This is a genomic window from Glutamicibacter sp. BW78 (assembly GCF_002332245.1).
GTDB lineage: Bacteria > Actinomycetota > Actinomycetes > Actinomycetales > Micrococcaceae > Arthrobacter_H > Arthrobacter_H rhombi_A.
The window spans coordinates 173,809-187,439 of sequence record NZ_NRGU01000008.1; the positions used below are offsets into that span (position 1 = coordinate 173,809).

Genomic DNA, 13,631 nt, shown 5'->3' on the forward strand with positions numbered 1-13,631 from the left:
CCATGGCTTTGATTCCTTTGCCACTGACCGGCTCGGGAATGTTCCCGTACTCCGCTGAGCAGGACGCCTCTGGCGCCAGCTCGCCGATCGAATACGGGGATCCAACCATCCTGGCCGGGGAGGCCGGAGGGGCGCTGGTGCGCCGTTCCGTCCTCCCCGGCGGGGTGCGGGTGCTGACCGAGGCCATGCCCGGACAGCGCTCCGCCACCATCGGCTTTTGGGTCGGTGTCGGTTCGCGTGATGAGGTCCAGGGCCAGCACGGTTCGACACACTTCCTTGAACACCTGCTTTTCAAAGGGACCTCCCGCCGCAATGCGATGGATATCGCCACGGCCTTCGACGAGGTCGGCGGCGAATCCAATGCCGCCACCGCCAAGGAAAGCACCTGCTACTTCGCCCGGGTTCTGGACGCAGACCTGCCGCTGGCCATCGACATCATCGCGGACATGATCACCTCAGCGGTCCTGGACCCAGCAGAACTCGAGCAGGAACGCGACGTCATCCTCGAGGAAATCGCGATGGACGGCGACGATCCCGGTGACGTCGCCCACGAAAAATTCGTTTCAGCGGTTCTGGGAGACCACCCGCTGGCCCGCCCCATCGGTGGCACCCCCGAAGCGATTCTGGGGATCGGCCGCGACGCCGTACTTGACCACTACCGGCGCTTCTATAAACCCAGCGAACTCGTCATCACCGTCGCCGGTTCCCTGGACCACGACGAGGTCTGCGACCAAGTGGTCGAGGCACTGCGCTCCGCCGGTTGGACGCTGGAGGACGGGGCCGCCCCCGAGCCCCGTCGCAGCACCGAACCAGTGCCTGTCAGCGGGCAAAACACCATCGACGTGATTCGCCGCCCCGTGGAGCAAACCAACATCATCATGGGCTGCCCGGGTATCATCGCCACCGACGAGCGACGCCATGTGATGAGTGTGCTCAACGCAGTGCTCGGCGGCGGGATGTCATCGCGCCTGTTCCAGGAGATCCGCGAAAAGCGTGGGCTGGTGTATTCCACCTATTCCTTCTCCGCCGCCTACTCCGACGTCGGCTACTTCGGCATGTATGCCGGCTGCGCCCCGGCCAAAACCGGCCAGGTCATCCGGCTGCTGGGCGAGGAACTGGACCGTTTGGCAGCCGAGGGCATCAGCGCCGACGAACTGCGCAAGGCCGTTGGCCAGCTCTCGGGCGGCATGGTCCTGGCGTTGGAGGATCCCGGGTCACGCATGTCCCGACTGGGACGGGCAGAATTGGTCACCGGCGTCTTCCAAGACCTCGATGAGTCCCTGGCCCGCGTCAGGGCAGTCACCGTCGAGGACGTCCAAGCCCTGGCCCGAGAACTGGCCTCCAGACCGCGTACCGTCACGGTCGTCGGCCCCTTCGACACGCCGGCGGACTTCGGCTTGTAAACCGCCGCGCCGCCACCTGTTGCCCGAAATCAGGTTCGACAAACTATGCTGTGGCATATGTGTGAACTTCATCACTCACACCCATCACTCGCATAGTTGTTGAAAGGTACGATCCAACATGAATTTGAATAGCGTGACGGAGGTTCTGGGCGATATCAGTAGTATCGTCTGGGGACCGTTCCTGTTGATCCCCTTACTCCTGGGGGCGGGGTTGTACTTGACCATCAGGTTGGGGGGCCTACAGTTCTTCAAGCTGGGCGCCGCCTTGAGGCTGGGCATCCTGAAGCGCAAGGATCCCGGCACCGAGGGGGACATCTCCCAGTTCCAGGCACTGACCACCGCCCTGGCGGCCACCGTGGGTACCGGCAACATCGTCGGTGTCGCCACGGCCATCGGCATCGGCGGTCCCGGCGCCCTGTTTTGGATGTGGATCACCGGTCTGCTGGGCATGGCCACAAAATATTCGGAGGCCTTCCTGGCCGTCCGCTTCCGCGGCACCGACGCCGCGGGTGAGAAGTCGGGTGGCCCGCAGAACTATCTGGAGCGCGGCATCAAGGGTCCCTGGGGCAAGGTTCTGGCGCTGTCCTTCGCCATCTTCGCCGTCCTGGCCAGTTTCGGCATCGGCAACATGACCCAAGGCAACGCCATTGCCGCCAACGTCGAAAGCAGCTGGGGTGCCCCGCTGTGGCTCACCGGTTTGACCCTGACCGTGTTGACCATGATCGTCCTGGTCGGCGGCATCAAATCCATCGGCCGCGTCACCGCCGGTCTGGTTCCGGTGATGATCGTCTTCTACATCCTCGGCGCCATCTACATCCTGCTGGCCAACCTGGGCCAGGTTCCCGCTGCCCTGGGGCTGATCTTCACCGATGCCTTCACCGGCACCTCCGCGGTGGGCGGTTTCACCGGCTCGGCGATCATCATCGTGATCCAGTTCGGTGTGGCCCGCGGGCTGTTCTCCAACGAGTCCGGCCTGGGTTCCGCGCCGATCGCTGCAGCCGCTGCGCAGACCTCGCACCCGGTCCGTCAGGGCCTGGTCTCCATGACGCAGACGTTCATCGACACCATCATCGTGGTCAGCTTCACCGGATTGGTCATCGTGACCACGGGTGCCTGGAGCGAAACCGATCCGGAAACCGGGGAGCAGATCTCCGCTGCCCTGATGACGGGTGAGGCCTTCAGCCACGGGCTGCCGGGGGAGTGGGGCCACTGGGTCGTGACGATCGGGTTGGTGCTCTTTGCCTTCTCCACCCTGCTGGGATGGTCCTACTACGGCGAACGCAATATGGAGAAGCTCTTCGGGCGCCGAACGGTCATGCCGTTCCGTGTCGTCTGGTCCCTGGTCGTCTTCATCGGCGCCACGGTGCAGCTCGAGGTCGTCTGGGCGTTCTCGGATGTCATGAACGGACTGATGGCGTTGCCGAACCTGATCGGTCTGATCGTCCTCTCCGGGCTGATCGTCCGCGAGACCCGTTGGTACCTCAAGCATGACCCCAAGCTCGAGGCCACCAAGGACGAGATCGAGGCGTTCATGAAGGACCAGCCCGGCTGGGACCAGTGGAAGTCCGGCGACATCGTCGGTTCCTCGCAGAACTACGGTGGGGACAGGGACAAGGACAGCTTGCGCGACTAGCGTCTTCTGCGGCGGCCTGCGGGCCGCCGCACCCTGATCCGACAAAGGCGGGCCGGTCACCGGGATATCCCGGAAACCGGCCCGCCTTTCTCATGTCATCGCTGTGGTGAAGGGAAACGGTGCAGACCAGTCGTGCGCCGTATCCTCGTGAGGGCTAACCGCCGGCGAAGGGCGGCAAGATGTCGATGACATCCGCGTCGGCCAAGGGGCGGGATTCGTCCCGAGCCCCCATCTCGTTCACCAGGAAACTGGAACGGGTCAACACGCGCTGCAACGGGGATCCGGATTCGTCCGAGGGGACTGCCTTCGGGAGGTGGCCCAGCAAGGCAGCCAGCGTCCCGCCGTCGTTCTCGATGTCCTTCAGCGGGACCTCCAGCTCGCGGACGCCGGCCGCCGCGGCAGCTGCGGCGAAGAACCTGATCTTCACTTATCCTCCAATAGCGCTCATGGAGCGGTCGGGCTGGACGAAGTCCTCGGCTCCCAGTCCCGTATGGTCCATGCCGTGGGCGCGCGGTTTAGCCCACATGGCGGCCCGCCAGCGGTCGGCAATCTCCTGATCGGTGGCTTCCGAGCGGAGGAGGGCGGTGAGGTCGGTTTCCTCCCGGGAGAACAGGCAACTCATGATCTTGCCTTCGGCCGTGATGCGGGTGCGTCGGCAGTCGGCGCAGAAGGGTTCGGTGACCGAGGCGATGATCCCGACGGTACCGAGGATCGCGTCAGTCTCCCCCTTGACCCTGACCTCGTAGCGTTCGGCAGGGGCCCCGTCGCGTGACTCGGGGGCCACCGTGATGTCGTAGTCGGCGCCGAGCAGTTCGCGGGTATCGGTAGCGGTGACCATATCGGCGCGCGTCCACCCGTGGTCGGCGTCGAGGGGCATCTGCTCGATGAAGCGCAGTTCGAATCCGCGTTCCAGGGCCCAGGCAAGCAGGGAGGGTGCTTCCATATCGTTGATCCCGCGCATCAGCACGGCGTTGATCTTGATGGGGTCCAGTCCCGCATCGGCGGCGGCATCGATGCCTTCAATGACCTTATGCAGGAAATTGCGGCGAGCGAGCTTCTTGAAGGATTCGGCGTGGATGGTATCCAGGGAGACGTTGATCCGGGTGAGGCCCGCCTCGGCCAGGGCACGGGCCCTGGCCGTGAGTCCGACACCGTTGGTCGTCATCGAAATCGGCAGGTCTGGGTGATCGGCGCGCAAACCCGCAATGATCTCCACCAGGTCCTTGCGCATCAAGGGTTCCCCGCCCGTCAGGCGTAGTTCGCGCACTCCGTGGATGTCCACGGCGATGCGGACGAGCCGCCGGATCTCCTCGGCGGTCAGCAACCGTTCGGCAGGCAACCACGCCATGCCATCGGCGGGCATGCAATAGGTGCAGCGCAGATTACATTTGTCGATCAGCGAGATGCGCAGATCCGTGGCCACCCGGCCGAAGCGGTCCACCAGGCGCGGATCTTCCCCGGGGGCCGGTGCCGGAATGAAGTCCCCGGAGCCTTGGGGGGCGGATGCGCCCGGCTCGGGGATGCCGGGCATGCCCAGAGAGACCGCAGTGTTCCCCCCGGTGGCCGGATCGGCTGCGGACTGGGAGCTGGTACTGCATGTCATGCCTCGAGCGTAGTCCAGATCTGGACCGAAAACAGGGGGAAGGGAGCGGCTCTCGGTGGCGGGAAAATCTCACAAGTTGCCATGGTTCCCGCATAAGTCCACGCAGAACGCCCTTGTGGGCGCATTTGCGTCGAGTATGCTTCTGAAATGACGCAAATGAGAGTATCCGAAGCGGCGCGGTTTTTGGCGGTCAGCGACGATACCGTCCGCCGACTCCTGGACTCCGGACAACTGAGTCCCGGCAAGGACTCGTCCGGGCGGATCACCGTCGATGGCGTGGAACTGGCGGCCTACATCCGCCGCCTGGCCGACAGTCCCCATGACCCGGCCCATGTCGCCTCCTCGGCCAGGAACCGTTTCGTCGGACTGGTGACAGCGGTGACCGCCGATCGGGTGATGGCGCAAGTGGAGATGCAGTGCGGGCCCTTCCGTGTCGTTTCGCTCATGAGTAGCGAAGCAGCGCAAGACCTGGGACTCGAACCCGGAAGCATCGCCACCGCCGTCGTGAAATCAACCACTGTCATCATCGAGACGAAGGCCTGAACATGCGCTCAACACTGATCGCCACTCTGACTGCGACGGCGCTGCTGCTTTCGGCCTGCGGGACGCCGTCCTCCGGTGCGGACGCCGAAGCCTCCACGCCGGGGAAACCGGACGGGGCCACGATCCACTTCGCGGCCGCAGCCTCACTGACGGATGTCGCCCCGGAACTGACCCGGGCCTACGCAGAAGAAACCGGTGACACGACCCGGATCGACATCAATCTGGGTGCCTCATCCAAACTGGTCCAACAGGCGAATTCCGGCCAACAACCAGATGTGCTGATCACCGCCGACACCCAGGCCCCCGAGGCGTTGAAGGATCCCGCGGCTTTCGAACCATCCGTTGCCCTGGTCTCCAACACGCTGGTCTTGGTAGTGCCCTCGGATTCACAGATCACCACGGCCGACCAGCTGCCAGACGCCGCGTCGGTGGCCCTGTGTGCCCCGGCGGTACCGTGTGGCCGGGCAGCGAACAACTACCTGGAACAGCAGGACTTCACCCTGGAAACCGTCAGTGAGGAAGATAATGTGCGCGCCGTGCTGACCAAGGTCACCGCAGGGCAAGTCGACGCCGGTTTCGTCTACGCCACGGATGCCGCAGCAGCCGGGAATCAGGTGCGCGCCGTCGATTTGGCGGGGCTGGAGCCCAATATCTACCCCCTTCTGGTGGCCGCCGATGCCCCGAAGCCCGCGCAGGACTTTGCCCGCTGGCTCCAAGGTGATGCTGCCGGGAAGCTGTTGCTCAAAGCCGGCTTCTCGAAATCGTGACCCGTACAGCCCTTTCGCCCCGGATGCTGAGGGCGACGACGCCCGGATGGCTGTGGATTCCCGCACTGATCGGCCTGGCCGCACTGGCCGGGCCCCTCGTGGCGCTCTTTGCCGCGGCCCGCTGGCAGGACTTGCCGGAACTGCTGGGACGCGACGATGCCCGCACCGCACTGGGCCTCTCCCTGGGAACGGCGGCTGCCTCGACGATCGTTTGTTTCCTGCTGGGGCTGCCGCTGGCCGTCCTGCTCTCCCGCTTGCACGGTGCGTTGCTGCAGGTGCTCCGGGGCCTGTTGGTGGTGCCCTTGGTTCTGTCGCCGGTGGTTTCGGGCCTGGCTCTGCTCTACTTCTGGGGCCGGCAGACACCGGTGGGAGGGTGGCTGGATTCGATCGGGCTCGGGGTGGGTTTTAGCCCGGCGGCGGTCATCCTGGTCCAGGTGTTCGTCTCCCTGCCCTTCTTTGTTGTTTCGGCGCTGAGCAGTATTGAGGCCGTCGATACCGACCTGGAATTCTCGGCGGCCAATGCCGGGGCTTCCTCGGGACAGATCCTGGCCCACATCACGTTGCCCCTGGCGGCTCCCGGAATCATCGTCGGGACATTACTGGCCTTCGCCCGGTCACTGGGGGAATACGGGGCAACCATCACCTTCGCCGGTTCCGTGGCCGGACGCACCCGGACCTTGCCGCTGCAGATCGAATTGGCGCTGAACTCCAACGACCCCCAAGCAGCCCTGGGCATCAGCCTGATGCTGATCGGGCTCTACCTGATCGTGCTGGTCGTGGCCGGGGCAGCAGTCAGCAGGATCTTTAGGCGCTAGCCACCCGTAGGATGGACGCCATGAAGCAACCCTTCCGACGCAGCGTTGACGAGCACCACGAGGTAGTGCGGGCCCTGTTATCCGAGCTGCCGGGGCGGCTGGGATCCCAGGAGGTGCCGTTGGCCGACGCCCGCGGAAGGATTCTTGCCGCCAACCTGTTGGCGCCGCGGAACCTGCCGGCCTTCGATAATTCGCAGATGGACGGATTCGCCGTCCGCCGCGCCGACCTCCTCGACGGATCGGCCGTCGAGGTCGGTGCCGTGATTGCTGCGGGCGATGCCGCAGGAACCCTATCTCCGAAAACAGCGGCCCCCATCATGACCGGGGCCATGCTCCCTTCAGGGGCCGACGCCGTCGTCCCGATCGAACGGGCTGATCCGCCGGAATTTCCTGCAGCGCTCAGCCAACCAGAGACACCCGCCCGCCCCCTGACGGTCCGCCTGCCCACCGATACCCCCGCCGGCCAATTCATTCGCGCTGCGGGAAGCGATATTGCCTCCGGGGCCACCGCCCTTCCCGCCGGAACCCGGCTTGGCCCGGCCCAGCTCGGACTGGCGGCAGCGCTGGGGCTGGACCGGCTCACCGTGACCTGCCGGCCCCGGGTCCTGATCCTGTCCACCGGCGACGAAGTGCGCCCACCCGGCAGCGAATTGGCGCCAGGACAAATCCACGATGCCAACACCACCTTATTGCTGGCCCTTTTCGCCGAGGCAGGTGCCGATGTCGCCGCCGCAGGGATCAGTACCGACGCGCCGGAGGTCTTCGTGGCCGACCTGGCCCCCCGCCTGGGGCCGACCCGCGACCCGGCCTTTGAACTCGTGGTCACCAGCGGTGGCATCAGCAAGGGGGCCTTCGAAGTGGTGCGGCTGGCTTTGGCCGACCACGGAATCGACTTTGGTTCCGTCGCCATGCAACCCGGAGGGCCCCAGGGGGCGGGCCTCCTGGAACTACCGGGGGCGGCACCGACTGCCTTGCTGGCCTTCCCGGGGAACCCCGTCAGCGGGGTCGTCAGCTTCGAGCTGCTGGCCCGGCCCGCCTGGGAGGAACTCTTCGGCACACCACCGCGGGCCCGTCTACGGGCCCGCCTGGCCACCGATCTTCCGGCACCTCCCGAAGGGAAACTCCAGGTCAGACGCGCCGCCGTCGTTCTGGATGACGACGGCGGCGCGATCGCCACCGCGGTGGGTGGCCCCGGTTCCCATCTGGTCCACGCCCTGGCCAGTTCCAACGCCCTGCTGATGCTCCCGTCGGGAAGCGGTGCAACCCCGGCAGGAGAACTAGTCGAAACCCTCATGTACGGAGCATTGACGTGAACGAACCCGAAGAACCAGGCCTCAGTCATGTGCGGGCCGACGGAAGCGCCCATATGGTTGATGTCTCCGCAAAGGCCGAAACCTCCCGCCGCGCCGTCGCCCAAGCAGTCCTGCGGACCCGTCCGGACGTCCTGGCGATGATCGTCGCCGGGGACCTGCCCAAGGGAGATGCCCTGGCGGTGGCCCGCGTCGCCGGGATCATGGGCGCGAAGAAAACCCCCGAACTGATTCCCTTATGCCATCCGTTGCCGCTGTCGAAACTAACCGTTGACTTCTTCCCCGATACCGCAAGCGGCAGTATCCGCATCGAGGCGTCCGTGACCACCCGCGGCGTGACCGGGGTCGAAATGGAGGCCTTGACCGCCGCGTCGGTGACCGCACTGACCCTCTATGACATGACCAAGGCGGTGGATAAACACGCATCCATCGAGGACATCAAGGTGCTGGCAAAATCCGGGGGCAAGAGCGGGGACTGGACCCTGGAGGAGGGCAAATGAACCCGGGAGCCATTCGGCGCGCGGGAATCATCATCGCCTCCACCCGTGCCGCCTCCGGCGGCTATACCGACCGCAGTGCACCGATCATCGGGCAATGGTTGGAAGGCCACGGTTTCGAACTCGCCGAACCGATCATCGTTCCGGACGGGGAACCGGTCGGGGTTGCCCTCGGAGATCTGCTGGACTCGACACCGTCACTGGTGATCACCAGTGGCGGCACCGGTCTGGCCCCCGATGATCTGACCCCGGAGATGACGGCACCGTTGCTGGACCGCGAAATTCCCGGGATCATGGAAGCCATTCGCGCCGTGGGCCGGACCAAGACCCCCTATGCAGCCCTCAGCCGCGGCCACGCAGGAACCGTTGGCCAGACGCTGGTCCTCAACCTTCCGGGGTCACCTTCAGGGGTCCGTGATGCCCTCGATGTCCTGGACCCGCTCATCAACCACCTCTGCGAACAGATCGAAGGCGGATATGGACATGTCTGACACCCCGGGAATCGTCGTTTTTGCCGGCATGGCCGACACACCTATCGACGTCTCCACCGCGTGGGATGCCGTGGAGACCGAGGTCACCGGCGCCGTCGTCACCTTCGGCGGGATCGTGCGCAACCACGATGGCGGTCGCGCGGTCGACAAGCTGGACTACAGTGCCCACCCGAGCGCCGAAGCGAGCATGCGTGCCCTGGCAGCTGAGGTGGCCGCCCGTCATCCGGGAACCCGGCTCTGGGCCGCCCACCGGGTCGGCGCCCTGGCCATCGGGGATTCGGCTCTGGTGGCAGCGGCTGCTGCCGCACACCGGGGGGAGGCCTTCGATGCCTGCCGAGACCTGGTCGAAGCGGTGAAGGCCGGGGTACCGGTATGGAAGGAACAGCACTTCACCGACGGTGACACCGAATGGGTCGGCATGGCCTGAGGCGATATCCTTGACTGTATGAGTGCTCAGATTTGTGTTGCCATCCTCGGCGCCTCAGGACGTATGGGGTCAGAGGCCGTCCACGCCGTGGAGAATGCCGCTGATATGGAATTGGTGGCGGCCCTGGGCCGACACGACCCACTGCAGAAAGTGCTCGATGCCGGAGCCACGCATATCGTGGACCTGACGGTTCCGGGCAGTACCGAAACCAATGTGCGCTTCGCCGTCGAACACGGTGTGCACGCCGTCGTGGGGACCACCGGATGGACCGACGAGCGCCGCGCCAAACTCACCGAAATACTGGCCGAACATCCACAGACGGGGGTGCTGATCGCCCCGAACTTCGCGTTGGGCTCGGTACTGGCTTCCGCCTTCGCCGCGCAGGCCGCCAAATATTTCGAATCGGTCGAGATCATCGAACTGCACCACCCCAATAAGATCGATGCCCCTTCCGGGACGGCGGTGCGTACCGCGGAACTCATCTCCAAGAACCGTCGTGCGGCAGGGGTCCCTGCCAGCCCCGACGCCACCGAGTCCCTGTTGGACGGTGCCCGCGGCGCCGACGTCGAGGGGGTGCACGTGCATTCGGTCCGGTTGCGCGGTCTCGTCGCCCACCAGGAGGTCCTGCTCGGCTCCGAAGGCGAACAGCTGACGCTGCGTCACGACTCCTTCGATCGGGCCTCGTTCATGCCCGGGGTGCTGTTGGGGTTGCGGACCGTCGGTTCACGCCCCGGACTGGCCTATGGTCTGGATTCCTACCTCGATCTGGGAGGCAACGCCTAAGTGAAGACCAAACTCTGGGTCGGCGGTATCCTCCTGCTTTTCGTCCTCTACCTTTTTGCCGCCTTCTCCAGCGCGGTGACCCTCATCGAGTCACCTGAACCGTTGGCCAAGGGCATCGGTATCGCGGCACTGCTGATCCCGCTGTTGGGGGTCTGGATCCTCATCCGCGAGGTTCTCTTCGGCGCCCGTAGCCAGCGCATGGCAGGGATCCTTCAATCGGAGGGACTGCTGCCCGAGGACAATTTGCCGCGCACCCCTGCCGGAAGAATCATCAAGAAGTCCGCCGATGAGGACTTCGTGCAGTACCAAGAAGAAGCAGAACAGCACCCGGAGTCCTGGCGCAGCATGCATCGGCTGGCGTTGGCCTACGATGCCTCGGGTGATCGCCGACGGGCTCGCGAGATGATGCGCCGGGCCATCGACCTGTTCCAGGCCTCATCCGACGCGAAGGCGACCACCGGACACTGAACTGAACGGCCCAGGACCCGATCAACGGCGACGCGAAAACAGGGCCGCCTGCACGCGGGATTGGAATCCCAATTTAGCCAGAACCCGCGACACATGGGTCTTCACGGTCGTCTCAGAAATACCCAACCGACGTCCGATCAGCTGATTGGACAACCCTTCACCGAGGCAATCGAGCACCTCGCGCTCGCGGCCGGTGAGCAGCTGAACCGAGGCAACGGCCTCCGGAGTGGCTGCACCATCCAGAGATGAAGCAGCGCGCCCGGAAACCGCGGCGCTGACAATGCGTGCGGTGACTTCGGGGGAAATCACCGAATCCCCGGCATGAACGCGCTGTAACGCGACGGTAATCTCCGCCGGTTCGGCCGATTTGAGCAGGAACCCATCGGCGCCTGCCTCCAACGCCCCGAAAAGATAGGAATCCTGGTCAAAGGTCGTCAACACGAGGACCCGAGACAAGGCCTCGGCAATGATCTCGCGGGTTGCTTGGATGCCGTCGACGACCGGCATGCGCAAATCCATCAAAACGACGTCGGGACGCAGCGCCCGCGCCATCCGGATCGCCTGAACCCCATCGGCCGCCTCGCCCACGACCCGAAGACCAGGCTGCGTCTCCAACACCATGCGCATTCCCAGACGGATCGCCGCATGATCATCGGTCAGCAACACCGTGATACTACTCATGCGGGCCTCCTGCCCGTGCGCCCGGGACGGTGCCGGCGCCGACGGCGCCGGAGGGTGTCAGGTGTTCTTCCGCGGAGGGAACAGGTAGCCGGACCGAAACCTGCCAACCGTCGTCGTACTCTGCCGCGCTCAATTCCCCGCCGAGTTGCTCCACCCGGAGGCGGAGACTGCGCAAGCCAGTACCGGTTCCGGGGGCTCCGGCAGCTGGAACAGATCCACGTGTTGGCAGTGGTGGGCCGTTGGTGATCTGGGCATGGAGTAGACCGGCGGTGGGCCCTCCCTCCAAGATGACGTCAATATCGGCTCCCGGGGCATGCCTCAGGGCATTGACCAGCGACTCGGCGACGACCCGGTAAACGGCCGTCTGTTGTGCCGAGGGAATCGATGAGGTTCCCGATACCGTGCTGGACAGCGTGATTCGGGTTCCGGAGGCAGCATGGGCGGCGACCAGTGCCTCAAGGTCCACGAGGAACCCTGCAGCTTGCTCTGCGACCCCCGAAGACAGGATCCGGATCATCGAGGTCAGCTCATTTAGACCGGCGACGCTTTCATGCCGGACATGGGACAGGACCTTGACAGCGAGTCCACGGGTCCCGGTGCTCAACGCGGCACCGGTCTGCAGGGCAATCGCCGAGAAGCGGGCCGAGAGGACGTCGTGGAGTTCATGGGCCATACGTTGGCGTTCGGAGGCCATCGCCAGTTCGTGTCGGGCGGATTCCAGTATCGCTTGCTGTCTGACCGCTTCCTCCGCCGCCAGGGCCCGGGTGGCCTCCGCCGCGGACAGTTTGCGTTCCTTACGCACGTTGCTGGCCCATTCGGCCGGGAGCAGCAATGACATCCCGGCAATCAGTGCTGTCAAGATGGCAGCGGGCAGCTCCGCGGTGAAAGCCAAGACGGTCAGGGTGGCGCCTGCGGTGATGGCGAGGGCAGCGATTTCGGTCAGGTGAGAGACCCGGTCCCCGGCAAAGAGGACGAGTGAGAAGACGGTTTCCCAGAACAGAAATAATGCTGCCGTCTGCCCCATCAGCAACAGCAGGAGTGCCGCCGTCCCGGTGAGGGAAGCCATCAGGAACGTCGCCTCCCGCCGGAAGAGGATGCCCACCGACCCCACGACGGCCACGGCTGGCCACCAGGCCGAGAGAGCCGCTGGGAACCAGGCCCAGTCGCCATCGTTGTTCACGGTCGCCAGCAGCCACATCATCGCCGGATAGCCCAGGGCCAGCAGAAGGTCCTCGCGCCGGATGGCACGTAGCACCTGGAGAGCGGGTTGTTCGGCGTGGTTCATGGTTTCATCGTGCCCGTTCTCCCCGGGGCTTCCAAGGCGGGAGGTAAAAGATGAGACGAAGGGATGACCCCCGGTGCATCGATGGAAGGACGCACGAGGACAGGGAGCCGAGCAGGCTGGGGGTATGACCGCTGACAGTCTCTTCAAACTCCTCGTCCTGGCATTGATCGACAGCACCAGCATCGGCACGTTGGTGATCCCCGTGTGGTTGCTATTGCGCCGTGACGCCGGGCGCATCGCCGGACGGATCGGGATCTATCTGGTGACCATCGGGATCTTCTACTTCCTCATCGGTGTGCTCATGCTGACCTCTGCCACCGCGGTGCTGCACCTCTGGGGCGATGGTGCTCGGACGTTCATCGACTCACGTCCGGCCCATTGGATGGCGCTCGCTGGCGGAGCCGGGCTGCTGTGGTTTGCTCTCAAGGACGGCAAAACGGTGAGACGGACGACGCGCCCGCAGCACGCGAGGACGGTCGCCGGTAAAATTGCCACCGGATCGGAGACACCAAGGCCACCGGAGTCGTCCGAGCCGGACGTGTGCCGGCAAACGGCGGAGGGGCGGTGGAAGGCGCGCATCGGCAGGGCACTGTCCACCCCCGTCGGACTGTTGGGCCTGGCCCTGGTGGCCGGTGTGCTCGAGCTACCGACCATGCTGCCCTACGTGGCAGCGATCGGTGTACTCACCGCCTCGGGCCCTGCCGGGGCGGGATCGTTCCTGCTGCTGGCCGGCTACTGCGCGGTCATGTTGCTGCCAGCGGCTTTGCTGTTGATCGCCCGGACTTTATTGGCCCACCGCATCGATGGAGCCCTGCACCGATTGGGTCAGTGGCTGGGCCGGGCCTCAGCAGAAGCGGTGTTGTGGATCATGGGAGTCGCCGGGTTCTTGTTGCTCCGCTTCGCGGTCGCTGGGCTCTAAGCGTGA

The 13,631-nt window shown here is 65.1% G+C and carries 16 protein-coding genes; 12 read left to right on the plus strand and 4 right to left on the minus strand.

The features are described from left to right. Positions 1 to 2 precede the first annotated feature (2 nt). Together CIK75_RS01635 and CIK75_RS01640 are read left to right on the plus strand one after the other, a co-directional pair. Positions 3 to 1,403: a pitrilysin family protein gene (locus tag CIK75_RS01635; protein ID WP_179204265.1), complete on the plus strand. Its 1,401-nt coding sequence runs from the start codon at positions 3 to 5 to the stop codon at positions 1,401 to 1,403. Between the two features lie 118 nt (positions 1,404 to 1,521). Then, the gene (locus tag CIK75_RS01640; protein ID WP_086997403.1) at positions 1,522 to 3,036 is read left to right on the plus strand and encodes a sodium:alanine symporter family protein; all 1,515 of its coding nucleotides are present in this window, start codon (positions 1,522 to 1,524) and stop codon (positions 3,034 to 3,036) included. A 154-nt stretch (positions 3,037 to 3,190) separates the two neighbouring features. Here the strand turns inward: CIK75_RS01640 and CIK75_RS01645 are convergent, their stop codons facing one another. After that, positions 3,191 to 3,463: a MoaD/ThiS family protein gene (locus CIK75_RS01645; RefSeq protein ID WP_086997400.1), complete on the minus strand. Its 273-nt coding sequence runs from the start codon at positions 3,461 to 3,463 to the stop codon at positions 3,191 to 3,193. Next, complete coding sequence (gene moaA / locus CIK75_RS01650; protein ID WP_241895206.1) at positions 3,464 to 4,639, minus strand: GTP 3',8-cyclase MoaA; 1,176 nt, start codon at positions 4,637 to 4,639, stop codon at positions 3,464 to 3,466. It lies immediately after the preceding gene. 147 nt (positions 4,640 to 4,786) lie between these two features. Between moaA and CIK75_RS01655 the strand changes: the two genes are divergently transcribed. From CIK75_RS01655 to CIK75_RS01695, 9 genes are read left to right on the plus strand one after another with little or no spacing between them, the layout of a single operon-like run. Continuing rightward, the gene (locus tag CIK75_RS01655; RefSeq protein WP_086997397.1) at positions 4,787 to 5,182 is read left to right on the plus strand and encodes a TOBE domain-containing protein; all 396 of its coding nucleotides are present in this window, start codon (positions 4,787 to 4,789) and stop codon (positions 5,180 to 5,182) included. Positions 5,183 to 5,184: 2 nt separating this feature from the next. Next, a complete protein-coding gene (modA, locus tag CIK75_RS01660) occupies positions 5,185 to 5,949 on the plus strand; it encodes a molybdate ABC transporter substrate-binding protein (protein WP_086997394.1) in 765 nt (254 codons plus the stop codon). Then, the gene (locus CIK75_RS01665) at positions 5,946 to 6,764 is read left to right on the plus strand and encodes an ABC transporter permease subunit (RefSeq protein WP_241895208.1); all 819 of its coding nucleotides are present in this window, start codon (positions 5,946 to 5,948) and stop codon (positions 6,762 to 6,764) included. Before modA ends, CIK75_RS01665 begins: the two co-directional genes overlap by 4 nt. A 20-nt stretch (positions 6,765 to 6,784) precedes the next feature. Then, positions 6,785 to 8,077 carry a gephyrin-like molybdotransferase Glp gene (gene glp / locus CIK75_RS01670; protein ID WP_096223037.1) on the plus strand — a complete coding sequence of 431 codons (1,293 nt, stop codon included), beginning with the start codon at positions 6,785 to 6,787 and terminating at the stop codon, positions 8,075 to 8,077. After that, the gene (gene moaC / locus CIK75_RS01675; RefSeq protein ID WP_086997388.1) at positions 8,068 to 8,574 is read left to right on the plus strand and encodes a cyclic pyranopterin monophosphate synthase MoaC; all 507 of its coding nucleotides are present in this window, start codon (positions 8,068 to 8,070) and stop codon (positions 8,572 to 8,574) included. The genes glp and moaC overlap by 10 nt, the downstream gene beginning before the upstream one ends. Then, positions 8,571 to 9,062, plus strand: a complete 492-nt coding sequence (locus CIK75_RS01680) for a MogA/MoaB family molybdenum cofactor biosynthesis protein (RefSeq protein ID WP_086997385.1) — start codon at positions 8,571 to 8,573, stop codon at positions 9,060 to 9,062. The genes moaC and CIK75_RS01680 overlap by 4 nt, the downstream gene beginning before the upstream one ends. Next, positions 9,055 to 9,489: a molybdenum cofactor biosynthesis protein MoaE gene (locus CIK75_RS01685; RefSeq protein WP_086997383.1), complete on the plus strand. Its 435-nt coding sequence runs from the start codon at positions 9,055 to 9,057 to the stop codon at positions 9,487 to 9,489. The genes CIK75_RS01680 and CIK75_RS01685 overlap by 8 nt, the downstream gene beginning before the upstream one ends. An 18-nt stretch (positions 9,490 to 9,507) precedes the next feature. Next, a complete protein-coding gene (gene dapB / locus CIK75_RS01690) occupies positions 9,508 to 10,272 on the plus strand; it encodes a 4-hydroxy-tetrahydrodipicolinate reductase (RefSeq protein WP_086997380.1) in 765 nt (254 codons plus the stop codon). After that, a complete protein-coding gene (locus tag CIK75_RS01695; protein WP_086997377.1) occupies positions 10,273 to 10,740 on the plus strand; it encodes a hypothetical protein in 468 nt (155 codons plus the stop codon). A 21-nt stretch (positions 10,741 to 10,761) separates the two neighbouring features. Here the strand turns inward: CIK75_RS01695 and CIK75_RS01700 are convergent, their stop codons facing one another. Together CIK75_RS01700 and CIK75_RS01705 are read right to left on the minus strand one after the other, a co-directional pair. Next, positions 10,762 to 11,421 carry a response regulator transcription factor gene (locus CIK75_RS01700; RefSeq protein ID WP_096223010.1) on the minus strand — a complete coding sequence of 220 codons (660 nt, stop codon included), beginning with the start codon at positions 11,419 to 11,421 and terminating at the stop codon, positions 10,762 to 10,764. Then, positions 11,414 to 12,706 (minus strand): histidine kinase, encoded by a 1,293-nt coding sequence (locus CIK75_RS01705; RefSeq protein WP_158225853.1) that lies wholly within the window; start codon positions 12,704 to 12,706, stop codon positions 11,414 to 11,416. Before CIK75_RS01705 ends, CIK75_RS01700 begins: the two co-directional genes overlap by 8 nt. Positions 12,707 to 12,830: 124 nt before the next feature. Here CIK75_RS01705 and CIK75_RS01710 point away from each other — a divergent pair, with 124 nt between their 5' ends. Then, a complete protein-coding gene (locus tag CIK75_RS01710; RefSeq protein ID WP_096223012.1) occupies positions 12,831 to 13,625 on the plus strand; it encodes a GAP family protein in 795 nt (264 codons plus the stop codon). Positions 13,626 to 13,631 lie beyond the last annotated feature (6 nt).

Coding starts and splice junctions, on each gene's coding strand:
- glp (WP_096223037.1), top strand. CDS start 6,785: ATGAAGCAACCCTTCCGACGCAGCGTTGACGAGCACCACGAGGTAGTG.
- moaA (WP_241895206.1), bottom strand. CDS start 4,639: ATGACATGCAGTACCAGCTCCCAGTCCGCAGCCGATCCGGCCACCGGG.
- CIK75_RS01640 (WP_086997403.1), top strand. CDS start 1,522: ATGAATTTGAATAGCGTGACGGAGGTTCTGGGCGATATCAGTAGTATC.
- CIK75_RS01700 (WP_096223010.1), bottom strand. CDS start 11,421: ATGAGTAGTATCACGGTGTTGCTGACCGATGATCATGCGGCGATCCGT.
- CIK75_RS01635 (WP_179204265.1), top strand. CDS start 3: ATGGCTTTGATTCCTTTGCCACTGACCGGCTCGGGAATGTTCCCGTAC.
- CIK75_RS01705 (WP_158225853.1), bottom strand. CDS start 12,706: ATGAACCACGCCGAACAACCCGCTCTCCAGGTGCTACGTGCCATCCGG.
- CIK75_RS01680 (WP_086997385.1), top strand. CDS start 8,571: ATGAACCCGGGAGCCATTCGGCGCGCGGGAATCATCATCGCCTCCACC.
- CIK75_RS01685 (WP_086997383.1), top strand. CDS start 9,055: ATGTCTGACACCCCGGGAATCGTCGTTTTTGCCGGCATGGCCGACACA.
- dapB (WP_086997380.1), top strand. CDS start 9,508: ATGAGTGCTCAGATTTGTGTTGCCATCCTCGGCGCCTCAGGACGTATG.
- modA (WP_086997394.1), top strand. CDS start 5,185: ATGCGCTCAACACTGATCGCCACTCTGACTGCGACGGCGCTGCTGCTT.
- CIK75_RS01710 (WP_096223012.1), top strand. CDS start 12,831: ATGACCGCTGACAGTCTCTTCAAACTCCTCGTCCTGGCATTGATCGAC.
- CIK75_RS01655 (WP_086997397.1), top strand. CDS start 4,787: ATGACGCAAATGAGAGTATCCGAAGCGGCGCGGTTTTTGGCGGTCAGC.